Source organism: Wolbachia endosymbiont (group A) of Cydia splendana (assembly GCF_947179475.1).
Taxonomy (GTDB): Bacteria; Pseudomonadota; Alphaproteobacteria; order Rickettsiales; family Anaplasmataceae; genus Wolbachia; species Wolbachia pipientis.
The window spans coordinates 647621-672972 of sequence record NZ_CAMXBP010000001.1; the positions used below are offsets into that span (position 1 = coordinate 647621).

19 protein-coding genes are annotated in these 25352 nt (G+C 34.5%); 9 read left to right on the plus strand and 10 right to left on the minus strand.

Annotation, left to right across the window (positions count from 1 at the left end):
* The first annotated feature begins 53 nt into the window (after positions 1-53).
* Complete coding sequence (locus tag OM961_RS03170) at positions 54-2774, plus strand: hypothetical protein (RefSeq protein WP_264339381.1); 2721 nt, start codon at positions 54-56, stop codon at positions 2772-2774.
* Here the strand turns inward: OM961_RS03170 and pheT are convergent.
* Positions 2765-5104, minus strand: coding sequence for a phenylalanine--tRNA ligase subunit beta (pheT, locus tag OM961_RS03175; RefSeq protein WP_264339382.1), 2340 nt, complete (start codon positions 5102-5104; stop codon positions 2765-2767). The two genes, OM961_RS03170 and pheT, sit on opposite strands and share 10 nt — an antisense overlap.
* Positions 5105-5224: 120 nt before the next feature.
* Positions 5225-5512: a hypothetical protein gene (locus OM961_RS03180; protein ID WP_077188073.1), complete on the minus strand. Its 288-nt coding sequence runs from the start codon at positions 5510-5512 to the stop codon at positions 5225-5227.
* A 229-nt stretch (positions 5513-5741) separates the two neighbouring features.
* Between OM961_RS03180 and OM961_RS03185 the strand changes: the two genes are divergently transcribed.
* The 6 genes from OM961_RS03185 to OM961_RS03210 are packed head-to-tail and all read left to right on the plus strand — an operon-like array spanning position 5742 to position 10567.
* A complete protein-coding gene (locus tag OM961_RS03185; RefSeq protein ID WP_264339383.1) occupies positions 5742-6467 on the plus strand; it encodes a F0F1 ATP synthase subunit A in 726 nt (241 codons plus the stop codon).
* 59 nt (positions 6468-6526) lie between these two features.
* Positions 6527-6754 (plus strand): F0F1 ATP synthase subunit C, encoded by a 228-nt coding sequence (locus tag OM961_RS03190; RefSeq protein ID WP_006014985.1) that lies wholly within the window; start codon positions 6527-6529, stop codon positions 6752-6754.
* Positions 6755-6757: 3 nt separating this feature from the next.
* The gene (locus OM961_RS03195; RefSeq protein WP_065094794.1) at positions 6758-7237 is read left to right on the plus strand and encodes a F0F1 ATP synthase subunit B family protein; all 480 of its coding nucleotides are present in this window, start codon (positions 6758-6760) and stop codon (positions 7235-7237) included.
* A gap of 8 nt (positions 7238-7245) precedes the next feature.
* Complete coding sequence (locus OM961_RS03200; protein WP_065094793.1) at positions 7246-7722, plus strand: F0F1 ATP synthase subunit B family protein; 477 nt, start codon at positions 7246-7248, stop codon at positions 7720-7722.
* 14 nt (positions 7723-7736) lie between these two features.
* Positions 7737-9335 carry a glycosyltransferase family 2 protein gene (locus OM961_RS03205; RefSeq protein ID WP_319606713.1) on the plus strand — a complete coding sequence of 533 codons (1599 nt, stop codon included), beginning with the start codon at positions 7737-7739 and terminating at the stop codon, positions 9333-9335.
* On the plus strand, positions 9293-10567 hold the full coding sequence (locus OM961_RS03210; RefSeq protein WP_264339385.1) for a COX15/CtaA family protein: 1275 nt from the start codon (positions 9293-9295) through the stop codon (positions 10565-10567). Before OM961_RS03205 ends, OM961_RS03210 begins: the two co-directional genes overlap by 43 nt.
* Here the strand turns inward: OM961_RS03210 and OM961_RS03215 are convergent.
* A complete protein-coding gene (locus OM961_RS03215; RefSeq protein WP_264339386.1) occupies positions 10516-12492 on the minus strand; it encodes an acetyl-CoA carboxylase biotin carboxylase subunit in 1977 nt (658 codons plus the stop codon). The genes OM961_RS03210 and OM961_RS03215 overlap by 52 nt on opposite strands.
* Before the next feature lie 72 nt (positions 12493-12564).
* Entirely contained in the window at positions 12565-13320 is a 756-nt protein-coding gene (locus OM961_RS03220; RefSeq protein WP_264339387.1) for an ankyrin repeat domain-containing protein, read from the minus strand.
* A 149-nt stretch (positions 13321-13469) separates the two neighbouring features.
* On the opposite strand from OM961_RS03220, the gene gltX reads away from it, so the two are divergent.
* Entirely contained in the window at positions 13470-14900 is a 1431-nt protein-coding gene (gene gltX / locus OM961_RS03225; RefSeq protein ID WP_264339388.1) for a glutamate--tRNA ligase, read from the plus strand.
* A gap of 867 nt (positions 14901-15767) precedes the next feature.
* Positions 15768-17573, plus strand: a complete 1806-nt coding sequence (gene sdhA / locus OM961_RS03230; protein ID WP_264339389.1) for a succinate dehydrogenase flavoprotein subunit — start codon at positions 15768-15770, stop codon at positions 17571-17573.
* Here sdhA and OM961_RS03235 read toward each other — a convergent pair.
* From OM961_RS03235 to ychF, 6 genes are all read right to left on the minus strand, one after another.
* Positions 17545-20082, minus strand: a complete 2538-nt coding sequence (locus tag OM961_RS03235) for an ankyrin repeat domain-containing protein (RefSeq protein WP_264339390.1) — start codon at positions 20080-20082, stop codon at positions 17545-17547. The two genes, sdhA and OM961_RS03235, sit on opposite strands and share 29 nt — an antisense overlap.
* A gap of 285 nt (positions 20083-20367) precedes the next feature.
* Positions 20368-20973 (minus strand): guanylate kinase, encoded by a 606-nt coding sequence (gene gmk, locus OM961_RS03240; RefSeq protein WP_264339592.1) that lies wholly within the window; start codon positions 20971-20973, stop codon positions 20368-20370.
* Complete coding sequence (locus OM961_RS03245) at positions 20957-22762, minus strand: pentapeptide repeat-containing protein (RefSeq protein WP_264339593.1); 1806 nt, start codon at positions 22760-22762, stop codon at positions 20957-20959. The genes gmk and OM961_RS03245 overlap by 17 nt, the downstream gene beginning before the upstream one ends.
* The gene (locus tag OM961_RS03250; protein WP_264339391.1) at positions 22755-23948 is read right to left on the minus strand and encodes an ankyrin repeat domain-containing protein; all 1194 of its coding nucleotides are present in this window, start codon (positions 23946-23948) and stop codon (positions 22755-22757) included. The genes OM961_RS03245 and OM961_RS03250 overlap by 8 nt, the downstream gene beginning before the upstream one ends.
* A gap of 146 nt (positions 23949-24094) precedes the next feature.
* The gene (locus tag OM961_RS07450) at positions 24095-24223 is read right to left on the minus strand and encodes a hypothetical protein (protein WP_410529689.1); all 129 of its coding nucleotides are present in this window, start codon (positions 24221-24223) and stop codon (positions 24095-24097) included.
* Positions 24216-25310, minus strand: coding sequence for a redox-regulated ATPase YchF (gene ychF, locus OM961_RS03255; RefSeq protein ID WP_264339392.1), 1095 nt, complete (start codon positions 25308-25310; stop codon positions 24216-24218). Before ychF ends, OM961_RS07450 begins: the two co-directional genes overlap by 8 nt.
* Positions 25311-25352 lie beyond the last annotated feature (42 nt).

The window sequence follows — 25352 nt, forward strand, 5'->3', positions numbered from 1 at the left end:
GCAAGATTGTCAGTATTTATGCTATACTTAAGGTAATTGGATAAGGTTATAATATGAATAAAGCTGTTGCAGATGATTATGAAGAAGTTGTTAACAATAGTGGTGGTTTAGGTAAAGCAGAATCTGTTGTTACTTTGGAGGAGGAAGAAGAGTTTTTTGATGCTATGGAAGCTGTTTCTAATGTAGAAGAAGGGAATAATTTAGGTCTTGCTACTTCAGAAGAGGAAGAAGAATTTTTTGATGCTGTGGAAGAACAAGAGCCGTTAGCTAATTTTAACGTTCCACTCAGTATATTTCATTATAAAGATTATAACTCTGATTTTTTTACTTCCTGGTATAATATATCAAGCGAAATATTTAAGGAAATAAATAGAACTTGCCCAGAAAAGAAAATATTAAATTTAGCTCTGTCAGTTTTAATGCTTCCTTATATTGCTTTTACTGCACTGGGATTAGTCGTATGCAGTAGATTTCAAGCAAACAGCAAGACACAAGACAGTGTAGGGGAAGATAAGACAAAAAAGAGTGAAACTGGCGTGCCAAAAAGATTGGCATATGGTGTTCTTGCTGCAATAGCAATTTTTGTTAATATGGCTGTACTTGTAGCCTTAGTTGTTCCTGCAACAATTGCTTTGGCTACTTTTTATCTTTTAAATAGAGATTTATCTCACTCTTTAGTTACTGCTCTTAAAATAAGTATGGGGCGGTATTCTAATAAGCATCAAAATATTGAGGTGTCTTTTCATGAAAAGGAAGTTACTGGACCAAATATTGCGTGGGATATGGAAATAGAATTTCCACCGCAATTTAAACGATTGCTTAGAGATTTGTATGAAAATGAAAATAACAAGTGGTTTGATGTGACGCGGGATTCAGAGCATAGCATCGTACTGAAATTGTCAACTAACATCAATTTAAAAAATGGTCTTAAGCCCTTACGCAATGAAATCAAGGATGTGCTTGCAACTTCTATTCAGGAATTTGCGAAGACTATGGAAGAACTGATAAAGCTAGAAAAGAAAGAGATTACATATGATAAATTGAAGGAATTATTGAACGAATTCAAGTCGAAAGTGGTAGATAGTACAGGTCCTAATTTGACAAGTCACTTAATACAAAGTGCTTATCAAGTTGCCTTTATACAAGCAATTAAGTTTCAGCGAGATAGACGGGGAGAAGATTTTTCGCTGGAAGATGAGATAAAAAATTCTTTAGTGAGACAGGAATTAGAGAGCCAAGGTAAGGAATTACCAAGTAGAAAAGAGATTATAATAGAAGATTTGAAAAACGCAGGAATGGAAGTAGAAGACTCAAAAGATGATGAATTTTCTGTACATGAGGCGGAATGGAAAAAGCTTATAAAGGAAGGCGAAATAGTTAAAAGGACAGTAATTGATATTTATAAAAATAAGCATCTCCAAGCAACAGAGAAAGCCTTAGGTAATGCGAAAGAAGAAATTGAACGTTTAAGAGGAATAGGTCAAACAAGGTGTAACAATATATATAAGAAATTAAAAGAAATACATGAAAACAGTAGCTTAACAAATGACACCTTAAAAAGGGGGTTAGAAGACCTTTTTAAATTCGAATATGATGATCAAGAGATTGAGCGCAGGCTGATAAAATCAGTAATGAAAAAAGTTCAAGGTAAGTTAAGTCAATCAGATATACCGGATAAGGAGAAGCAAAGCCTAAGGAAGCAGCTTGAAGATTTAGAAAAAAAAGTAAAGGTTCCATCGGATAAGGAAGCTTCAGCTAAAATAAATGACTTTATAGAAAAGATGTATTTAGAAATAAAAAAATATAAAGTGCAAAGGTTACTTCGAGAACAAAAAAAGGGTGTTTTACGTTTATGCAAGAAATTAAGAAAATATGGTGAATCAGGTCTAGCAGAAATAATTGAAGCTTTTCGCGTGCAAGATGAAGGACATTTAGAAAAATCTACATTAGAACAAACACTCAAAGATCAAAATAAGCGTTTACAAGCTGAACAAAATAACAGGGAAAAAGGGCATCCGGGTACAAGATCAATAGAAGTGCTCTTAAAAAGGAATGAAGAAATTCTGAAAGCATTAAAACAGTTAGAATTAGGCAAAAAAGAATTATTGATAAATGAAGAAACAAAAAATGATTATAAAGAAGAACTAACGTCTCGTGAAAAAATAAAATTTGCAGTAATAGAAGATGATTTACTGAAGGTATTCAAGCTTGAAACTTTTGATGAAAAAGAAATCAAGAAGTTATTAGAAAGAGCAGAACTGGAGTACTGTTTAGCAGAAAAACGCATCAAATATCCTGTAATTAAAACAAAAGATAATATCAAACATTTTAGTCAAAATTTATTGTCTCCTTTGATAGACAATTTGACAAAAAATATAATAAATAATATACCAGGAAATAGTGAAGGTTGTATACAGAAAGTTAAGAACTGGAGTAAAGTTATGTTTGGTGCAATAAAGATTGGAGCATCAAATGCTTATAAAGAGACTACAGAGAGAAAAGCGTTAAATGTGGCACATAATACTTATAAAGAAGGAGAGACATTTCTTCAATGTTTTCAGTCAAATTATGAAGGTATTGGAGCCTTTTTAGGTAATTTATTTTCTGATGATGGGGTAACATTTAAAAATGATGTGTGGCCTAAAATAGAAGAGCATTTGCATGGAATGTGGGATAGATTTTTCAAGGATATTGAATTCAATATTGGAAATAAATTGGATGAAGTAAGTGTGACACAGCAACGGCAGGAAACTATGATTGTGACTCAACGATAAGTTCTCAAAGTTCCTCCGGTATTTTCACATACTAAATTAACTATAGCACTTGATTCTTTTTGGATCTCTTTTTCAGTTAAAGTGTGGATTGGAGAGCAAAAAGTAACTGACAACGCTATAGACATCTTATTCGGTTCTATATTATTTCCATGGTATACATCGAATATCAAAACTTCTGTGATGAGCTCTGAGCTTTTTTTTATCACATTGATTATGTTACCTACTTCCACATCCTTATTTACTATAAATGCAAAATCACGTTTTACACTTTGGTATTTATAATCGATAAATTTCTTTCTACTTACAGGTAAATTTTCAATATTTTCTAGTATTACCTCAAAACCTACAACTTTTTGCTTGATATCAAAAAGATCTAATATATTAGGATGCAACTCTCCAAAATAACCTGCTACTTTATTCTTAAAAGAGAGAGTGCCTGACTTTCCTGGGTGGTAATGTTCTTTTTCTGCTTTCTCTATCGTTAAATTATCACAATTAACGTTAAAAAACTCCAAAGCTGCTATGCAATCAGCCTTTGCGTCAAAAACATCTACTTTCCTATCAGTATTATAATGGTTTCGCGGTAAATTATTTCCTGACCTAATTCCACTTAAAACATACTTAGACTGAGCTTCACCATCGTAAATCGGCCCGATTTCGAAGATTGCAAGATCAGATATTCCATGGGCAATATTATCAGCAGTAACTTGCAATAAATTTGGCATAATACTTGGTCTCATTATATTAAAGCTATTGTTAAACGGATTATCGATGATAAATAACTTATTCGAGTAACCAAATTTTTCAGCTGTTGATTCACTCATAAACGACCAGGTTAGCACTTCATGAAACCCTCTGTTTGTCATCAAAATACGCAAATTGTCGTATGTACTATCTACTTCTTCAACATTATTTGGTAGTGGTTCTTCTTTTATTTTGTCATAGCCGTATATCCTTGTTACTTCTTCGATTAGGTCAGCCGGTATTGTCACGTCCGGTCTCCAGCTTGGTACTTGTACATTCCAATTGCCTTCGGTTTTTTTATCAATACTAAACCCTAGTTTCGTTAAGATATCAAGCACCTCATCAGGCGATACAGACACACTTCCAAACTTGTTCACATCCTGATAATCAAAGCTCACCTTGGTGTCAGCACTATCTAAACTGCCAGCAGACACTACGCTTGAGGTTTCTCCACCACATAAGTCCAGAATCATTTTAGCTGCAAGGTTGAGTCCATCAAAAGTAAATCCAGGATCAACTGAACGTGCAAATCTGTAACTAGCGTCTGTGGAGATGCCGAGCTGCCTTGAAGATTTAGTAATAGAGATGGGATCGAACCAAGCAGACTCTAAAAAGATATCAGTAGTTTCAAGAGTACATTCACTGCACTTACCACCTATAATTCCAGCAATTCCATGAATATTTTTATCACCTGCAATAACGCTTATGTCTTTGTTTAATAAGTATTCTTTACCGTTCAAACCAGCAAATTTTTCTCCGTCGTTTGCTTTGCGTACTGTGAGCTCTCCTTCTATTTTTTTTGCATCATACGCGTGCATTGGGCGGCTGAAAGATATCATAATATAGTTCGTGATATCAACTATTGCAGAAATGGAGCGCATTCCTATCGATTCCAGCCTATCTTTTAACCATTTTGGGCTTTCTTGATTTTTTACATTGGCGATGTATATTCCACTAATAAAACTTTCCCCGTCAGTAACTTCAACATCGATTGGTGAATTTATGGAGCTGGTAAGTTGTGGAATGCTTAAAGTCTTTAATGTCCCAATTCCAGTTGCAGCAAGGTCGCGAGCTATTCCATAAATGCCTAAGCAATCTCCACGGTTTGGAGTAACATTTATATCAATTACAGGGTCACAATTGAAAAATTTATCCCCTACTTTATAATCATCGGAAAGCTCGATTATTCCTTCACTTTCCTCTTGAACCAGCGCAAGTTCAGAAGCAGAGCAGAGCATCCCTTCACTTAGCATTCCTCGTATTTTTGTGGACTTAATTGTGAGATCACTTTCTGGCAACGTGCTACCAAGAGATGCAAGTACAGTTTTCATACCTTCTCTAACATTGTTTGCTCCACAGACTATTTGTAGAATTTTACTTCCATCATTTACTTTACATAATTTTAATTTATCAGCATTTGGATGAGGTACGACTTCTAATACCTCTGCAACAATAAACCCAGTCAATCTGGAATTATCGATCACATCTTCTACTTCTAACCCTATGTGAGTTAATTTATCGGTAATTTCTTCTAAACTAGCATTGGTTTCTAAGTGTTCTAATAACCAAGATAATGTGAATTTCATGGACCTAAAAAGAAGTGAAAAAGTTATTGTAATGTAAAATGTAGTGATTTTAAAGCTTATTGTAGTGGAATGAAAAGTGACTTCTGTATCACAAGCAATGATGCAGAAGTTTTTGTAACTTTATATCTTCTTGTAAAGAGAATTTATCTTCTTTATATCACCTTTTAAATCTATCTCCGTAAAGGATTTAAGATTCATATTGTGGGTATCTGCATGGAAGCTATGAATGTAGCCATCTATAGTTAAGTCTCCTATCATATTATGGCTTTCATCTAGTATTTCGCTTCCTATTTGATAATGGCCAGTATATTCGTTAAAGGAACCATCTGTCAATTTGATGTATCCGTTACCAAATTCCTGCTCTAAATTTAAAGGATGATTAGCGTTAATAAAATCTATTTCGTTCATTATATACCTCACTAAAAATTAAATTATAATTAAAATAAGATGTTAAGTTAAATAATTTAATAAGATTAGTAAATTTTAAAATACAGAGCTGACTGTAATTAACACTCTAATTACATATTTTGTTAATGTATCAATGTTATAATAACACAGAGCCTTATCTTAACCCTTGACTTTGTCCTATAAAATTCATACTTTATTTACTGTTATAGTTCAAGTACATAGGGTCAAAATGGCGTTAAATCCGCTAGAGCAATTTAAAGTATATACAATAATAGAGTTACCTAGGTTATTTGGGTATGACGTAAGCTTTACCAATTCATCTTTTTTCACGATGATTTCGGTGATATTGATGATACTCTTTTTGCTTTTTGGAATAAAGAAGGGGGCAGTAATACCAGGATATTTGCAAGCTGCAGTTGAGTATGTATATGATTTTGTTATTTCAATAATAGAAAATAACACTGGAAGCAAAGGCTTGCAGCACATTCCATTGATATTTACAGTGTTTATTTTCATTTTATCGTGTAATTTAGTTGGTGTTCTTCCTTATAGTTTCACGGTCACAAGTCATGTGATAGTCACCTTCGCTTTATCGATGGTGGTTTTTATTTATATAACGATTGTTGGATTTAAAGAAAGGGGAGTAGAATTTTTACGCATATTGCTACCAAAAGGAACTCCTTCGTGGCTTGCACCTATAATAATTATTATTAAGTTGTTTGCTTATTTAGTAAGGCCGGTTAGCCTATCAATAAGGCTTGCAGCAAATATGATTGCTGGTCATACAATCATCAAAGTGATAGCAGGGTTTATTGTAAATATGAACATATTTTTCACTCCTGCGCCGTTTTTGTTCATAATTGCATTGATAGGATTTGAAGTATTTGTTGCAATTTTACAAGCTTATATATTTACTATATTAACATGTGTATATTTGTCAGATGCAGTAAAGTAATTGACTTCCTTGTAGAATATTTTACAATTATATTATAAAGAAATAATTAAAGGTAATATATGGATTTAGTAGCTTTAAAATTTATAGCAATTGGTTTAGCTGTGTTTGGAATGCTCGGTGCTGGTTTAGGTATAGCTAATATCTTCTCTGCTATGTTAAATGGGATTGCGAGAAACCCTGAATCAGAAGGTAAAATGAAAAGTTATGTTTATATTGGTGCTGCCATGGTTGAAATCATGGGATTGCTTGCGTTTGTACTTGCAATGTTATTAATATTTGCTGCTTAACAGATGCCACAGCTTGATGTTTCAACCTTCTTTTCTCAAGTTTTTTGGTTTTTAATTTTTTTCTCTTCACTTTTTTTCGTAGTAAGTTGTTTATTTTTGCCAAAGTTAGATGAAATAATAAGCACTAGAAGTAAAGAAGTATTGGATTCTTTCAATAGTTCTGTTCATCTTTTAAGACTCACGGAAGATCAGGTTGCCAAGTATAATGCCGCTTTAAACCAAGCTAGAATACAGGCAAAAAAAATCATAGATGATGCACTTGCTCAGGTAGAAGAAATGAGAGCTAATGTTAAGAATATATTAGAAGAGGAAGATAAAAAAAAGAGCAAGCTTATTGAAAAAAAAGTGGCAGAATTTAAATCTGAATATACTGATCAGTTAAAACAAATGGCTACTAGTATTGCTTTAATTTATTATACTAAATTGACTAATTCTGAAATTGAAGAGGAATTTATTGCTGACTTGGTGTCCAAAGAATTTTAGGGGTTTTTATGTCTACATCACTGATTATCGGTCTTGCCTTCTTGGTAAGTTTTGTCCTTTCGTATAAATTGCTAAAGAAAGTGATAAAAAATGCGCTTAACAATAAGCGTAACAAAAGCAAATTTTCAAGTGAAGAAACTGAAAAATTCAGGAAAGATATGTTGGAGTATTACAAAAAATCTTCTAAAAAATACAAAGAATTAGATGCAGAAGTTAATAAAATGATGAATGAAGCACTTGATAAAGCTAATAGTATCATTAAGCACAATAGACAGCAGCTAGATCAGACATTAGATGACAATGCCCATTCTAACTTGAAGAAAGTCACTGACCAAGTTGAAAAAGCTCTTGGAGATTTACAGGCTAACACAGCGAATATAGCTGCTGATGCTGTAAAAAAAATAATGCATGAACGTAAAGATGATAAGCGTAGTAGCGAGGTCATATCTTCATTTTCACGTGACTTAAATAAAAAATTGCATTAGGTTCAATGCAACAATTGCCTATACTTCAAGCTGATAATGTAGAAAAAATTAAGTTTGATTCTAGTTTGTGCAAAGAGCCAGAGAAACTTTTTTACTATAAATTTAATATAATTCCTTGGCAAAAATTAAATAATACTACTTTTTTTATGGTTGAAGACACAAGCCGAGATATCAACCGTTGGGTCGAAGCTCATTACGGTATTGACTATGTATTAATAAAAGTGGATAGCGAACAGATTTTAAATCTTCTTAACTCGCACTTTGGTATTTCAGAATTTGCAAGCAACTACTTATATTACAAGAATCCTAATTTTTCAGCCAAAAGCATTAAACTAAGCTCAATATTTTTTGCTTCTTTCTTTATTGTAACTTCAATTTTAACACTAACAGAGAAATATACATATTTTGCTTTGATGTTGATATTTATAATCGGATGTTCTAGCTATTTATTCAAGTTTATAGCTACAATTTTTAACTTATGTGAAACCTCCAACCAAAAAGTGGATTATAGTAAGCTGAGTGAAGAAGATTTTCCTATATATACTATTTTATTGCCTGCTTTTAAAGAAAGTGCAGTGATAGAGCAATTGGTTGAAAGCATTGAAAGTTTGGATTATCCAAAATCAAAATTAGATGTGAAGCTTCAGGTAGAAAGTGATGACCAAGAAACGCTAGCAGCTATAGAAAAGTACACTTTACCGCAGTATTTTGAAGTAATAAAAGTGCCTTATTCTTTGCCTAGAACAAAAGCCAAGTCATGCAATTATGCTATGAGCTTTGCTAGAGGAAAGTATGCAGTAATATATGATGCGGACGATAAACCAGACCCATTGCAGTTAAAAAAAGCACTGATTGAATTTAATAAGGGCGACGATAAGCTTGCCTGTGTACAAGCAAAATTAAATTACTATAATTGTGATTATAATTTTCTTACACAATCCTTTTCTCTGGAGTATATGAACTGGTTTCAATACTTATTGCCTGGATTCCAAAAAATGAACATGCCAATGCCTTTGGGTGGTAGCAGTAATCATTTTTCAGTAAAAATTCTAAAAAAAGTGTTTTTCTGGGATGCTTACAGTGTTACCGAAGATGCTGACCTCGGTTTGAGACTTGCGCAAATGGGATATAAAACCAGGATGATTGACTCAGAAACATTGGAAGAGTCACCAATTGTTGTATTTGCTTGGATTAAGCAAAGAGCGCGCTGGATCAAAGGCTATATGCAAACTTATATTGTTCATTTAAAAAATATAAAGTCACTTTATAAACACACTGGATTTAAGGGAATTTTGCTATTGAATCTTTTTGTTGGTTCTGCAGCTTTTATATTTTTTACTACTCCATTTTTACTGCTTTCATTGATATTAACTAAAGTTTTAAATGAATTATTTTTGTACTACTTTGTAGTGGTATACGTTACTAACCTGATTCTTTTGGTAATAGCTGTCAAACAGCAAAAGATGCCTTTTTATTTTTATATAGTATCGATATTTTTTCCGGTCTATAGTCTGCTACATAGTGTTGCAGCTTTTCTTGCCTTATGGGAATTTATTCTTTACACTGAGCGATGGAACAAAACTCAGCATGGTTTATGGAAGCAAAACCTGTAGCTATTTGGCTTTTTCTCTGCTCGGTCATGGTAATTCTCATGGTAGGGATTGGTGGATTTACCAGACTTTCAAAAGCAGGATTGTCAATCACGGAGTGGAAACCAATTACTGGAACATTACCACCACTGAGTGAACAAGACTGGCTACAAGAAAAATTAAAATACGAAGCTACACCTGAATATAAAGCACTTAACTATGGTATGAGTATGGAGGAGTTTCGCGCTATATACTTAATAGAATATGTACACAGATTGGTTGCAAGACTAACAGGTTTAGTTTTTGTCCTGCCATTTATATATTTTACATTAAGAAGAAAAATATCTAAAAAGGTAGTAATAAAGCTATGTGTGGCATTATTATTTGGAGCTTTACAAGCTTTTGCTGGTTGGTATATGGTTAAAAGTGGTTTAGTAACTGAACCTCATGTTAGCCACTATAGGCTTGCACTTCACTTATTATTAGCATTAATTATCTTTGCATTATTGTCATATCAATTTTTTGATTACCAAATATGGATCCCAGTGTTACGTACACAACTATACGAACATTGCAGTATAAGAGTAATTTTCACCAAGAAAGATGTCATCCCAGTGCCCAGACACTGGGATCCAGAAAACTTAACTTTAAATAAGTGGCTGCATAGTAAAAGCTGGATTCCAATGTCAGCTACTTTCATGACACCATTTGCTGTGCAATTTATTTTCAAAAGTAAGCGTTCGTACAGTTATGTGTCAGCTACTCGGATGACAGGATTTCAATCTACTAACAGTAGTATATATTACACAATACTTATTCTGATTCTAATTGTAATACAAATAATTTTCGGCGCATTTGTTGCGGGATTAAATGCTGGTTTGATTTACAATACCTTTCCACTAATGGACGGACAAGTCGTTCCAGAAGATTTATTTTTCTTACAGCCTATATGGCTGAATATCTTTGAGAACAGAGCGACAGTGCAATTTATACATCGAGCACTGGCATTGCTAATACTAACTTTGGTAGTAATACTCACAGTAAAAAATGCTAGCGTAAAACCGGTATATATTATGCTGCTCTCCATCATCATTCAGATAATTTTAGGAGTGGTTACTCTTTTGTTACACATACCAATAGCCATTGCCATAGCTCATCAAGTGTTTTCATTTATCTTGTTTGGGTCAAGTTTGTACTTCTTGTGTTATTTAAGAAAGCAGACTACATCACCGATCTGCACATTTTTTCCTTCTTGAACGGGAATATTTTTTATCACCATTGCTGCTTCAGCACATATGATATTTTCCATTTTCATTGCCTCCACCACAAATAAAGGTTGTCCTATTTCCACCTGATCTCCTACATTTACGTGTAATTTAACTAATAAACCAGATATTGGGGATTTTACAGCATCTGCTGAAATCCCTTCTGTTTCATTATTTAGCATTAACTTACTTAATTCAGCTACATGAGGTTTAAATATACAACACTCAGCTTTCATACCTGCATGTCTTATGAAGTATTTACTGCCTTGTTTTTCTACTTTAAATGTTATATCAGCATCATCATTAATTGTAATATATAGTAACTCATGACTTGATTTCCACTTACCACTTACAGAATATACGTTATGGTTGTATATTGTTATTAACGTATTATCTTGGTACTTTACGTTTACAGAGTACTCATTGTCATTTATTACAACTACAAGCGTTTCATTCACTGCCTTATGATAATACCTTTCTTCATTTTCTAAATGAACATATAACGTAGTGAAAATAAATATTTTAATATACTCTTCTGTAATAAAATCGCCGTGAAACCCACTAGGGTAATGATCTGGAATGAATCTCGTATGGAGCTTTGCTGCGATAAAATTTGGGTGATGGAAGATGGATTCTAGAAATTCTATATTATTTGTTACTCCTTCTATATAGCATTCAGACAATGCTTTTTGCATTCTGCTAATCGCTTCTACTCTATCTTTTCCATATGTTATAACTTTTGCAATCATTGAGTCATAGAACGTGCTAATTTCTGAACCTGCAGCAACTCCATCATCTATTCTTACATAATCATTTTCACCCGGTTTATCGTAATATTTTATTCTTCCGCTGGAAGGGAAAAATTTCTTCGATGGGTCTTCAGCGCAAATTCTACTTTCTATTGCAGAACCAGTAAGTTTAATATCATCCTGATTGAATCTCAATTTCTCTCCACAGGAAGTTCTAATCATTTCTTCTACTATGTCTATTCCAGTTATAAATTCTGTTACTGGATGCTCAACTTGCAATCTCGTATTTACCTCAAGAAAATAGAAGTTTTGGTCTTTATCTACAACAAACTCAACAGTGCCTGCTGAAAAATAGCCAACTTGCTTTGCCAGAGAAACACATTGAACATACATTTTTTGTCTTACTTCTTCACTAATGAATGGACTTGGCGTTTCTTCTATTATTTTCTGATTATTCCTTTGTATCGAGCATTCTCTTTCTCCAAGACAAACTATATTGCCATATTTATCTGCTATGATTTGTATTTCAATATGTCTTGGTAGTTCTATATATTTCTCTATAAAGATACTGCCATCCTTAAAACTTTTCTCTGCTTCATTTGTTGCTGATGTGAACGCTAGTTCAATTTCTTTTTTGGAATTTACAATTCGCATTCCTTTGCCACCACCGCCTGATGCAGCTTTGAGCATAACGGGAAAACCGATCTCTTCAGCAACTTGAGCTGCATGGGCAGCATCGCTGATCTTACCCATATATCCTGGCACTACATTTACTCCAGCTTTTTTTGCCGCTTCTTTTGCTGTTATTTTGTTGGCTGTAACTTCTATTGTTTCTGCACTGGGGCCGATGAAGTCTATATTATGTTTTTGAAGAGCACGTGGAAAATCTGGATTTTCTGCTAAAAAACCATAGCCAGGATGAACCGCCTCAGCACCTGTTTCAACTGCTACTTCACATATTTTTTCAATGTTTAAATAACTGAGGCAAGATGGCGAAGGGCCGATATATCTTGACTCATCTGCTTGTCTTACATGCACAGAATTTACATCTGCATCCGAGTATATGCACACACAAGATATACCCATCTTATGGGCAGTTCTGATAATCCTGCAGGCAATCTCTCCTCTGTTTGCTATTAAAATCTTACTGTACTTCTTTTCTATCATCGTATGAGTATACTTTCTGAAGTTAAGAAAGTAAATTTCTATATCATTGCCTGCAAGTAATTTCTAGCTTCATCAAACACCCAAACTTTCTCCTGCAAGTTGTACATTAGCATTTTCCACTAAAGTGCTTTCGTTATGCAAGGCATGTATCTCGCTACATGCTTTAACTGACAGGTATGTGACTCCGCCAGAAGCTATTGCAACCATCGAGCTTAGTGCAAAAGATTGAGAAACTAAAAATAAAAAGTATAAAGACAAACATAAAGCAGCGATACATGCTATCGCTCCTATTATATATAAGCACAGGTGAAACTTCTGGTTACATATAAAGCTGTCTTTTATGCCTGCGATTTGCTTAATTTCTTTCTGTTGTGCAGCATTTAAGTAATAAAGAGTAGTTTCCCTCTTCTTATTAAAAGCATAGCCTTTACTGCAGAGCGCATCTTTAATATATTTTTTATTACATTTGAGTTCCTCTTTCAATCTGCTTACTTCTTTCCGATCTCCAGCTTCTTCTGCTTTCGTAATTTTGTTATTAGCTTCCTTCTCTAAGTCATTCACAATCTCTTGTACTGCAGGCAGCAAAATTCCACTTCTTGCTGCTTCATGAAATGGATTATCTCCATATTCATTATGCGCAGTTACAGAAGCAATGTTCTTCTTACAAATGTCTACAAATTTACCTTTGTTTTGTATTCTTGCAGCTAAATGCAGGAGATTATCTGCCTGTACTCTTTGTTTTGTTTTATCAAAAGGGCCGGTGTAACGCCAATTGATATTAGCTTCATTATCTGAAAGCAATTTTGCTATATCTACAAGTCCATCCATAACTCACCTCGCTATATTCAACCAATACTAAATTATACAACACAATTTATGAAAAACAAGTAAATTTTATCTCTCAGAACAAATAAATTCTAAATTGTTACAAACATAAATTTTAGCTATCATCATTTACATTACTGTAACAGACAAATATGCCAGGTATAGTCACGAGATTTGCTCCATCACCAACAGGATTTTTGCACATTGGAGGAGCTCGTACTGCGTTATTTAATTGGCTCTATGCAAAGCATCATGGTGGCAGGTTTTTGCTAAGAATTGAGGACACCGACAGAAAACGTTCAACACAAGAAGCAATTGATGCAATTATAGAAGGGCTAAGATGGCTCGGTGTGAGCTGTGATGGGGAAATAGTATATCAGTCAAAAAGAATAGAGCGGCATAAAGAAGTAGCAAACCTTTTAGTTGAGAAGGGTAGGGCGTATCACTGTTATTGCCCTGAAGATGAAGTTGCAGAAAAGAAAATAAAAGCAAGAGAAGAGGGCAAGATATACAAGCATAAATGTACTACAAAACCTCCTTCTTGTCATCCAAGTAGCCGACACTGGGATCCAGAAGAAAATATGTGGTCACGCGCTGGAATGACATCCGGTGTGAGGTCAGTTATCCGTTTCAAAGTGCCAGACTCACAAGAGATCGTCATTGATGATAAAATATACGGCCAAATCAAAGTAAATAGCAACCAGCTTGATGATATAGTGATCTTACGCTCTGACAACACTCCAACATATATTTTTGCTGTCGTAATTGACGATCATGATGCTGGAATAACTGATATAATACGCGGTTCTGACCATCTCACTAATACCTTTAAACATCTGCTAATATACCAGGCTCTTGATTTTGACATTCCACGCTTTGCACATGTGCCGCTTATCCATGGGGAAGATGGGAATAAGCTATCCAAAAGGCATGGTGCCACAAGCGTTTGCGATTATGAAAAGATGGGAATATTGCCAAAAGCGATGCGTAATTACTTGCTGAGACTTGGCTGGAGTCACGGCAACGATGAGATTATTAGCGATGAGCAAGCAATAGAGTGGTTTAATTTAGAAAGTATTGGTCGTTCACCTGCACGGCTCGATTTCAAAAAACTGGAGCATTTGAATAACCACTATATTAGTAATATGAGCAATGAAGATATTCTGACTCTAATGCTTAGAGAAAATACTCTAACTGACAAAAAAAAGGGCTATTTACTGCAGGGACTGACAGAGCTAAAAAAAAGAGCAAACTACCTGACCGAATTATTGGATTTAGCAAAATTTTATATTCAAGATCCGCCACTTGATTTAAGTGAAGAGGCTGAGCAAATTGTCAAATCTAACCTCGATATAATCAAGTTACTCGCGTCATTTCTGTCAAAGATCGGTGATGAAAATTGGAATAAGGGTTTTTTATCTTCTCAGATCAAGGAATGTGCAAAATTGCACGATATGAAAATAAGCGATGTATACCACTCATTACGCGCCCCTATAACTGGAGTAATGGATGCACCTGGAATCATTGATATCATGGTGATTCTTGGTAAAGATGAGTGTATAAGAAGGTTACAAGCAATTTAAATGAAATAAGAAAATTTCTTGACAAGCTTTGCCAGCCCCTTTATCATGACAGTGAAGCTATTGTATTTGCTTTCGCCAATCTGCAGATTAAAAGGTAAGGATTACTTAATGTATCGGCGTCTTATGTTCAATTTTTTGCAGTATATAGATACTGTATGTCTTTACAAAACTTCATCTACATCTAGATTTTTATCTAAATAAGCTGAACGCGCTTATAAAGCGTTACAAGAAATCAAAAAATGCCAATACTCGACAGAGATAGTAAAAGACTAGCTAACTCGGGGATTCTTTGTCTTTTTTTCTGCTTAGTAAATTTCTTAAACATTTGCAGCGTAAGTTAGTTGCAATTAAAAGCAGCTGAATTTCGCTTGTCAAGCGTTTAAAACATAAAAAACGCCAATATTTTAAAGCGGATAATAACCACGGGGCTTCTTTTGCCTTTTTTTTCGTTTGGTAAATTTCTTAATGTTTATAGCTAAAAGAGCCCAAGAGAGGTGTCATTCCAGTGCCTCTGTGATGTCATTCCAGTGCTTGACACTGGAATCCAGTTTTCCATATAATCTCATCGAAAACGTCGTATTTTAACATAAAACAGCTACTTTTATACTCACCAACTTAATAAAATTCCTGGATGCCAGTGTCAAGCACTGGCATGACACCCTACTAGTAGCACAATGTTCGTACAGCTGTACGTGTGACCAGAAAAAACATAGACCCCAAGTGTCAGCTACTTTCATGACACCCCGACAACCGTCATCCCGCTACTTGTTAGCGCCGCGGCGGCATGACGTCTTAACTATAGAAAACTTGTATAGATTTTTTCTACTTCTGTGATATCATAAGCCTGTAATGATAAAATAAGTAAATATGGATAAGTCAGCGTATGAGATCATAGAACATGAGTATGACGTGGTAGTAGTAGGTGCAGGTGGAGCAGGGCTCAGAGCAACGCTTGGGATGGCTGCAACTAATTTTTCAGTTGCCTGCATTTCTAAAATTTTCCCTACACGAAGTCATACAGTTGCAGCACAAGGCGGAATTAGTGCAGCTTTAGGTAATATCGGTGAAGACGATTGGCGCTGGCATGCATATGACACAATAAAAGGTTCAGACTGGCTTGGTGATCAAGATGCAATAGAATATATGTGTAAAAACGCTGCTAAAGCTGTTATTGAACTTGAAAATTTTGGCGTACCTTTTTCTCGTACAGAAGATGGCAAAATATACCAGCGTTCCTTTGGTGGAATGACAACTCACTTTGGTAAAGGAAAATCAGCGCAGCGCACTTGTGCGGCAGCAGATAAGACTGGGCACGCAATCCTTCACACTCTATATCAGCAGTGTCTTAAATTCAACGCTGAATTTTTTGTTGAATACTTTGTGATTGATTTAATTATGGATAGCGAAACCGGAGCATGCTGCGGAGTTCTTGCTTGGTCGCTATGCGACGGCACATTACATAGATTTCGTGCGCATAGAGTGGTGTTAGCAACAGGTGGATATGGACGTGTTTATTTCTCTGCAACAAGTGCGCATACCTGCACAGGTGATGGTAATGGCATGGTAGTAAGGGCTGGATTACCACTTGAAGATATGGAATTTGTACAATTTCATCCAACAGGAATGTATGGCTCAGGGTGCCTGATGACAGAAGGATGCCGTGGTGAAGGGGGGTACCTCGTTAATTCTCAGGGCGAGAAGTTTATGGAACGTTACGCACCAAAAGCAAGAGATTTAGCTTCCCGTGATGTGGTAAGTCGCGCAATAACAATTGAAATTAGAGAGGGAAGGGGGGTTGGACCAAAAAAAGATCATATGTATTTAACTATAGCGCATCTTGATCCGGAAGTAATAAAACTCAGATTGCCGGGCATCAGCGAAACCGCAAGAACTTTTGCTGGAGTTGATGTCACTAAAGATCCAATACCGGTCATTCCGACTGTTCACTATAACATGGGTGGCATTCCAACCAATTATTATGGAGAAGTGATCACGCTGAAGCAAGGTAAGGAAGAAGTGGTAGATGGACTATTTGCAATTGGAGAAGCTGCATGTGTTTCTGTGCACGGTGCAAATCGACTTGGTTCTAACTCGCTTCTTGATCTTGTGGTTTTTGGTAGAGCTGCAGCGCTCAGAGCAAGAGAGAAACTAAAATCCGGTACACCACATAAAAAATTGCATTCAGACTGCACAGACTGGATAGTAGATAGATTTAATAAAATGCGATTTGCCTCCGGTGGGCTAAAAGTAGCAAAAATACGCAGCGAAATGCAGAACACTATGCAAAAGTACGCATCAGTGTTCCGTGTTGCTGAAGTTTTAGAAGAAGGCAAAAAAGCTATAAAAAAGGTAGCAAAAATGATGCCTGATATTTCACTTGAGGATCGCAGTATGATGTGGAATAGTGATTTAGTTGAAGCACTGGAGCTTGCTAACATGATCCCACAAGCGGTTATTACCATGGAATGCGCAGCTAATCGCGAGGAAAGCAGAGGTGCCCATGCTCGTGAAGACTTTCCTGAACGTGATGACAAAAACTGGATGAAGCACACTATAGCGTGGCTTGAAGAAAAGAAAGGGCAAATTAACGTAAAAATTGATTATAAAAAAGTGGCTGAAAAAACTCTGAGCGGTGAGATTGATTTCATAGCGCCAGAGAAGAGGGTTTACTAGTTACACTATCCCTACACAATTTTTCAACGAGTTTTATTGATATGGCACTCATTTTAGTGTCTGGAGGACTCTCAGTATGCTCTGATTGATTTGATGATTTTTGCACCTCTTGCTCTTCTAAATCGTTGGACTTATTTTCTATATCTTTAACAGAGTTATTGCATTGTGTATCATTTTTTGGTGCGTTATCTTGAAGTGTAAGTTGCTTTTCTTCAGTAAACTTTCCTTTAATTTTTCCAAATCCTTCATAAATATTTTCTAAATTCAAGTAAATAAGATAACAAACTCCAATAACTGCTATAATAGATGAGGCAGTTGCAATTGTAATAATTCCTTGAGAAGCACTGAATATTGCTGCACAGGCTAAAGCAGCAAATACAAGCGTTGTCACTGCTTTACAAGCAACATTATTGATGTACTTCACAATATCGCGTGCTTTTAACTTCCTGCCAAAGTTGCACTTCAGTTCAGTTCTCATATCATCTGGAATAAGCGCTCTACCCATTGATTTCTCTATTCCTTTTATAGTTTTATAATACTCTTTGCTCCATAATCTTTCGGGTAGTATTAACTGCTTTGGGTCAACACCATTTTGCAATAATTTTACACAGAACTTGATCGTGTTATCACGGCTCTTAGGATTGACCAAATTATGTTTATCTTTTGTCGTCTTAGTAATTAGCGCTACTTGTAGTGGTGTGCGTTCTTTTTCGTTAGCGGCGTTTGCAGCTTTACTAAATTTCTCTTTTTCCACCGAATTTAAAATCAACTCTAAACATGTAACTTTTTGTTCTCCTTTGAATGAAGCAATATAGTGCAGAGCATTTTTTTCATCTTTATCTTGCACAGTAATATCTCCACCATTTTGTAAAAATAACTCTAAGGCTTTATATCTATTTGTTTTTTCAAATTTTCTATCTGTACATGATCGATCCTCATTCTTTTCTTTTATATGCTGAAGCAACTGATGAAGAGGTGTTTGCTCTTTCCCGTTAACAGCATTTATAGCCTTACTAAATTCATCCTTACCTAAAGTCAACTTCAAACATGCAACTTTTTGTTCTCCTTTGAATGAAGCAATATAGTGCAGAGCATTTTTTTCATCTTTATCTTGCACAGTAATATCTGCACCATTTTTTAGCAATAGTTCTAGGGTTTCATACCTTTTAGTTTTTTCAAAATTTTTACCTGTACATGATTGTTTCCCGCTCTTTTTTTTTATATACTGAAGTAATCGGTGAAGAGGTGTTTGCTGTTTGTTTCGAGTATTTACCAGTTCTTTGTTTTTTTCTAGTATAAGCTGAGTAAAGTTACACTTTGCTTCTTTCTTTAATGTCACAGCACAGTGTAAGACCGTATCACCATCTGCATTTTTAGTAGTAATATCATCACCTCTCTGTAGCAAATCATTAAATCTATCTATATTTTTATCTGAAACTGCTTTATGTAATGGGTAACCACCGTCGGTAATTTTCGCGATTTTAATTACTACCGAGTTTTCTGTCTTTTGGTCTAACTTAGACTTCTTTACTGACTCTGCTAATTTTTCTAAGAAATTACGATAGTATGTCTTTTGCTCCTCTTTTAAGTTTTGTAATTCTTCTGTAGATAATTCTAAATTATCAGAGCTGGCTCCATGCTCTAACAATTTTGTAAGAAACTTAAGTGTGTTATCGTTACTTCGAATTGTATTAGACTCATGTTTTTCTTTTGTTACCTTGTTAATTAGTGCTACCTGAAAAGGGGTCTGATTTTCACTATTAATGAGTTGTGCTAGATCTTCCTTGGTGACCGTTTTTATTAGGGTACCTAGAAACTTGCATTTCTGTTTCTTTTCCAATGACACGATAAGGTGTAAAATATTATTTCCTTTTTCATCTTTTATGCTGCTAATATCCGTACAATCTTTTAGATATTTTCTAAATTTCCTGTTATTTCCATTTTTGATCGCTTTTAGTAATTGAACATTATTATGCGTTGTTCCGTTGCTTTTCTCTACTTCTTGATCTTCATTTGCTGTATTAGGGTTACTGATTGAATGTTTCTCATAATCATCACCAGCATCGCTACTGTAGTCACTTTCAATTCCACTGTCCCTACGATCATTTTGGTTACAATATTTGCTATTATAAGTAATTTCTGAAATTGCTTGCTTTACTCGCTCTTTTGTTTCATTTGATATTTTTTTCGATCGTTCTATTGCTTTATCTAGCACTGGAAGGAAGCATTGGACATAATACCTATAATATTTTTCTTGTTCTCTAAGTGATTCTTCTAATTTAGTTAATACTTCAGGACTAGCATCTTTTTCAAATAACCTTTTACACTTCTTGAGGGTTCCATCTTGAACTCTTGATTTTTCACGCTTGTGTTCTTCTTTTTTTACCTTTCTCTCTATAGTGCAGTGCAATTGCTCGTCTTTTCTATCCTGCTCTTGCTTTTTATTTTTATCTATGCATTCACCTAATTTATCTGCATTAGTAGTTAGTGCAGTTATATCTATACCCATACTAAAACCTCAATATTAAAAGCTATTTAAGTTGTCAGCACTAAACTAACAACCAAGAAGTTTGACTTTTAAATTGAGCTAAACGTTGTATATGTATAGGTGGAAAGGCAGAAAATTAATTTCTGTGAGAAAATTTGCCGTCATAGTTAAACCTCACTTGAACAGTTGCTACTATTTTAACCATTTAATCTTAAAAAATAATAAATATAGCTAAACTGTGAAATGTGCTATTGGCTAAAATAGGATAAGAAACTATAGCTGCAAATATCCAAATTGATGTTTTTATCAGTCTTCCAGACTTGGTTTTTCTTTTAGTTTTTTAAGTCTTTCTTTATTTAGTATGGAGCTTATCTCTTCTACACTTTTATCAATATCATCATTGATTATTACATAATCATATTTATCACGTTTGCTTATCTCTTTTTGAGCTTCGGCTAATCTGCGCTCTATTTCGCTTGCATCATCACTATTACGCTTTTGCAAACGCAACCTAAGCTCTTCCATTGAAGGGGGAAGTATAAAAACACTCACAACTTTTTTTCTCATGAGCTTGAATAAGTGAAATGCTCCTTGCCAGTCTATGCTGAGTAAAACACTTATTCCATTGCTTAAGTTTTGCTCTATAAAATTTCTTGGTATACCATAAAAATTCTCAAAAACTTTGGCGTATTCAAGCATTTGGCCAGCTTTGCATAACTCGTGAAATTTTTCTTCGGTAACGAAAAAATAGTCTTTTCCATTTCTTTCGCCGGGGCGAGGCTTGCGTGTAGTCATAGAAACAGACCTAACTAAATTAGTTGATTGCTCAAGTAATTTTGCTGATATAGTAGTTTTTCCAGCTCCAGAAGGGGAGGATAGAACCAATAATACGCCCTCACTTTTTACGGTCATTTTTCTTTGCATTTTTTAACATGGTGCTTTTTGGATCAGAGTTTAAAAAGCTAGAACCTTCTAAATTAGAATTTGATAAGTTGGTGCCAATGAGAGAAGAGTTATCAAAGACAGTATAGCGCAAATCGGTCTTTTCAAAATTTGCCTTATTCAAATTAACGTTTACAAACTTTGCTCTACTCAATGTTGAATTAGAAAAATCGGCATTTTCTAAATTCATATTCTTAAATTCAAAGTAAGAATAATTTACATTAAATTTTTCACCCTGTGATATTTTCTCTTGCAAATCTTTAATCGAAGTTATAGCATTTTCTGAACCTGCAAGTTTTTTCTGTCCTTTATTTTCAATCAAAATTGAATTATCAAATTTGCAACCTGTTAAGTGAGCATCAACAACTGAACTTTTATATATGCTTGAAGAGAGAAAAGACATATCACTAATTGTTGAATTACTCAAATTGCTAAGAAAAAAGCTAGTTTTCCTAAAGGCATTAGCGTGAAGCAAAGAAGATCTGAAATCGCTTTCAATAAAATTTGAATTAGTTACTTTTAAATTGGACCAGCTCGAATTATCAGCTAATAAATTAAAGAATGTTGAATTTTCTATTTCACTGGAATCAATATTATGGCGAGAAAGTGTACTGTTATAAACTTGAGAGTCTTGGATTTTTATCTTATACATTGAAGTTGTAGAAAGGTCTGAATCTTCTATCTTCGCAGAGGTGAATAGTGAATGGTCAAAAAATGAGCCATTCATGTTAGAATTTGCAACTTTAGTATTATGAAACTTTCCGTGACGAATGTCAGCATTAGAGACATTAACTTGATGCAGTTCACTAAAACTAAAATCAATATTGGATAAATCAGCATCATGAAGATTTGCTTCAGAAACATATGCATGTTTTATCTTGGAACCATTTAGTATAGATTGAACAAAACTTGAATTATCGTCATTCACATAGGAAATTTGTGTGTTGCTTAAATTAGCCTCGTCGAAGTTACTGTTAATTATGATAGAAGAATTAAGGCAGGCATCGGAAAGATTGCTACCTGTAAAGTCTGATTCTTTTAACTCTGCACCATATATGTTAGCATTTTTTAATGAAGAAAATTGTATCTTTAATTTATATGCATCCACTCCAAAGAAACTTGCATTATCAAGGTTGTTTTTCTGCATAACAGTATCGTTTATTTCACTATCACTAAAATTTACGTGGCTAACATTTGAGTTTGATAAGTTGGAGAAATTCATTTTCACATTCGAGAAATTAGTATGCAAACCAATTACGTTGTGCATACTTACTTTTTTGAGATCGGAACTGATAAAATCAGCATAACTAACATTAGACTGATCAAATACGATATCTGTTAAGTTTGCAGAAACAAATTTTGTAAAACTCAAATTTGTACCTTTTATTTTAATGCCATGTAAATTAGCATTGGAAAAATTAGCACCACGTAAATCAACATCAATGAAAGACACATCGGATAAATCGGTGTTAGAAAAATCGGCACCAATCAGACTTACTCCATCAAAAACAGATTTACTTAGGTACAGTTGGTTAAAATTAGCTCCATTTAAGTTAGAACCAAAACCTTTCTTAAAATCTTCTGGCACGCCCTCTTTGTGGCACTGCACCAAAAATTCAGCAAAGTCTTTTTTACTGTAAGATACGTATTTTACATCATGCAGAGCTTTTAAAAAATCACTAATCTGATTTTTTTCATCATTTGTTTCGTTTCCATAACATAAATGACCAACTAAAATTAATATCAAAAATCTAATCATCTTGCTTATCACACTGCGACTCATTGTTTTCTTTCGTTTTCACAGCCCAATCGTACATTGCTGAGCTTTCTTTATTGTCTATTTTTCTATCCTCCAAAAGGTGTGGCATCATTTCGGCAATCGCATTTATTATATTGATCTGCTTTTTTTCGATTGCTATATCAATTGGGGATTGAAAATTATTGTTAACTACTCTAAGATCAGCACCTTGTAATAAGAGAAAGCGCACTATGTCTACCTCACCTTGTTTAACTGAATAAATGAGAGGAGTATCATCCAATTTATTTCTAAACCTTAGTATCTCTTGAATTGTTAATCCAATTTTTTCTAGCTTACTTATTACTCCTCTTAAGCAAGTTAAGTTGTTCTTCTTAATGCAGTAAAAAAATTGCTTACTGTAATCATCAATAAACACAGTTGTAGGAAGATGCTCATTAAGGCTATCATATTGTCGTTTATATATTGACTTGCTTTGTATGTCTTTATGACCCCATTCTTTTATTGGTTCTCTGTTTAGCTTTGTCCATTTTTGTAAATTTTTCTTTTCACTTTCATCTTTTTTAGTTATAGGTTTTACTCTATTGCGGTCCTTGGAATTACTGTTTGTTTCTTTCACTTTTTTTTCTTCAAACTGACTCTCTACTTTTTCTTTTTTTTCCTCTAATAATTGACTCGCATCACTTTTTGAAAGTTCATTATCTTTTATATCAATCTTCTGATCAGCTTGTAGATTTTTTTGCGGGTTAGCTGTATTCTCATTTAAATCAGCACTTAAAGGCAAAGGCTCTGGTTTCAAATCTTTATTCACTTCTTTATTGGCCACATTTGGTAAATTTTGAGCAAATTTGTCTGTGCTTCCTTCTAGCTGGTCATTTGGCAAATCTTTATCAATCCTTTCACCTTCACTTATAGTTTTTTCAACCACGAAAGCTTTGTTCTCGTTGTGTTGCAGTTTCTCTTTATCGGTAGTGCCGTCTAATCTTTTGCTCTCAGCCTCTTGTGTTTGTTTAGCATCGACGTTGCTTTTCAACTCATCTTTTTGATTTGTGCTATCTTGCTTCCTTACACCTACATTTTCGTTTTTATGAACTGATTCAATTTTCTTTTCTTCAAGCTGCTCTACGGCAAACAGGATGGGTGATCCGAATACGACAGCTAATAATATAAAATATAAAATATTCTTCATAAATATCCCAAGCATAAGCTTAATTAAAATGATACTATAATCAAATGATTAATCTACAGTAAAAAATGCCTTAGGATTTAATTTATAAAAAAACAATAGATTTTTTGTATCTGTTCAGGGGCATCGCAAATATTGAAGCAAAGTGGTCAGTGCTTACTGTACGAACATTGTGATTTGAGAGCAATCTCCGCTAGGGAGGATGTCATCCCAGTGCCCAGACACTGGGATCCAGAAAACTTAACTTTAAATAAGTGGCTGCATAATAAACTACACATTAAACCTAAAGTGCATTATATCACCATCTTGCACGATGTAATCTCTGCCTTCAAAGCGAATTTTTCCTGCGTCTTTACAAGCCGGTTCACTTCCATACTTTATGTAGTCTGCAAAGCCTATCGTTTCTGCTTTTATAAAGCCTTTCTCAAAATCAGTGTGGATTACACCTGCTGCTTTATCGGCTGTTGACCCTATTTTTACTGGCCAAGCTCGTGCTTCTTTTGGCCCTACAGTAAAGAAAGTTATCATACTCAGCACTTCATACATAATACGCGCTACTCCATCAAGCCCTGATTCTTGTAAGCCAAATTCTGATAAAAAACTCTGTTTTTCCTCTTCACTATCAAGATTTGCAATATCTGCTTCGAGTTTTGCTGAAATGCAATAAAATTTGCTTTTATTTTCCTCTGCCATTCTCTCTACCTTTTTAGATAATTCATTGCCAGTTATAACATTTGTATCTTCAACATTGCAAACGTACATAACGGGCTTTGTTGTCAGCAATTGAAGCAACTTCATCTCATCTCCATCAATATTCTCCAAACTTCTTGCAGGTTTACCTAATTTTAAAGTAGCTAATACCTCTTGCATTAATTCAAGTTGTCTCTTTAGCTCTTTATCACCTTGCTTTGCTTTCTTTTCCAATTGAGGAAGCCTTTTTTCTATGCTATCAATATCAGCTAGGATTAATTCCATTTCTACCACTTCAGCATCTGATATTGGATCTATTTTACTGTGTATATGGCTGATATCGTCATCCGTAAAGCACCTGAGCAGATGAACGATGGCATCAACTTCTCTGATATGGCTTAAAAATTTATTGCCGAGCCCTTCGCCTTTACTCGCACCCTTTACCAGACCTGCAATATCTACAACTTCTAATTGGTTGTAGATTACCTTCTCTGAGCCTGCAATTGCTGCGATTTGTTTCAAACGTTGATCTTTTATCGAAATCTTGCCTATATTTGGCTCGATTGTGCAAAAAGGATAATTTGCAGCTTCGGCTGCACTTGACTCTGTAAGCGCATTAAATAAGGTTGATTTTCCTATGTTTGGTAACCCAACTATACCGCAGTTAAAACTCATATTTGCTATGTAAAATTATAACTATTGCATAATTTAAAAATT

Coding starts and splice junctions, on each gene's coding strand:
- OM961_RS03170 (WP_264339381.1), top strand. CDS start 54: ATGAATAAAGCTGTTGCAGATGATTATGAAGAAGTTGTTAACAATAGT.
- pheT (WP_264339382.1), bottom strand. CDS start 5,104: ATGAAATTCACATTATCTTGGTTATTAGAACACTTAGAAACCAATGCT.
- OM961_RS03180 (WP_077188073.1), bottom strand. CDS start 5,512: ATGAACGAAATAGATTTTATTAACGCTAATCATCCTTTAAATTTAGAG.
- OM961_RS03185 (WP_264339383.1), top strand. CDS start 5,742: ATGGCGTTAAATCCGCTAGAGCAATTTAAAGTATATACAATAATAGAG.
- OM961_RS03190 (WP_006014985.1), top strand. CDS start 6,527: ATGGATTTAGTAGCTTTAAAATTTATAGCAATTGGTTTAGCTGTGTTT.
- OM961_RS03195 (WP_065094794.1), top strand. CDS start 6,758: ATGCCACAGCTTGATGTTTCAACCTTCTTTTCTCAAGTTTTTTGGTTT.
- OM961_RS03200 (WP_065094793.1), top strand. CDS start 7,246: ATGTCTACATCACTGATTATCGGTCTTGCCTTCTTGGTAAGTTTTGTC.
- OM961_RS03210 (WP_264339385.1), top strand. CDS start 9,293: ATGGAACAAAACTCAGCATGGTTTATGGAAGCAAAACCTGTAGCTATT.
- OM961_RS03215 (WP_264339386.1), bottom strand. CDS start 12,492: ATGATAGAAAAGAAGTACAGTAAGATTTTAATAGCAAACAGAGGAGAG.
- OM961_RS03220 (WP_264339387.1), bottom strand. CDS start 13,320: ATGGATGGACTTGTAGATATAGCAAAATTGCTTTCAGATAATGAAGCT.
- gltX (WP_264339388.1), top strand. CDS start 13,470: ATGCCAGGTATAGTCACGAGATTTGCTCCATCACCAACAGGATTTTTG.
- sdhA (WP_264339389.1), top strand. CDS start 15,768: ATGGATAAGTCAGCGTATGAGATCATAGAACATGAGTATGACGTGGTA.
- OM961_RS03235 (WP_264339390.1), bottom strand. CDS start 20,082: ATGGGTATAGATATAACTGCACTAACTACTAATGCAGATAAATTAGGT.
- gmk (WP_264339592.1), bottom strand. CDS start 20,973: ATGACCGTAAAAAGTGAGGGCGTATTATTGGTTCTATCCTCCCCTTCT.
- OM961_RS03245 (WP_264339593.1), bottom strand. CDS start 22,762: ATGATTAGATTTTTGATATTAATTTTAGTTGGTCATTTATGTTATGGA.
- OM961_RS03250 (WP_264339391.1), bottom strand. CDS start 23,948: ATGAAGAATATTTTATATTTTATATTATTAGCTGTCGTATTCGGATCA.
- OM961_RS07450 (WP_410529689.1), bottom strand. CDS start 24,223: ATGTGTAGTTTATTATGCAGCCACTTATTTAAAGTTAAGTTTTCTGGA.
- ychF (WP_264339392.1), bottom strand. CDS start 25,310: ATGAGTTTTAACTGCGGTATAGTTGGGTTACCAAACATAGGAAAATCA.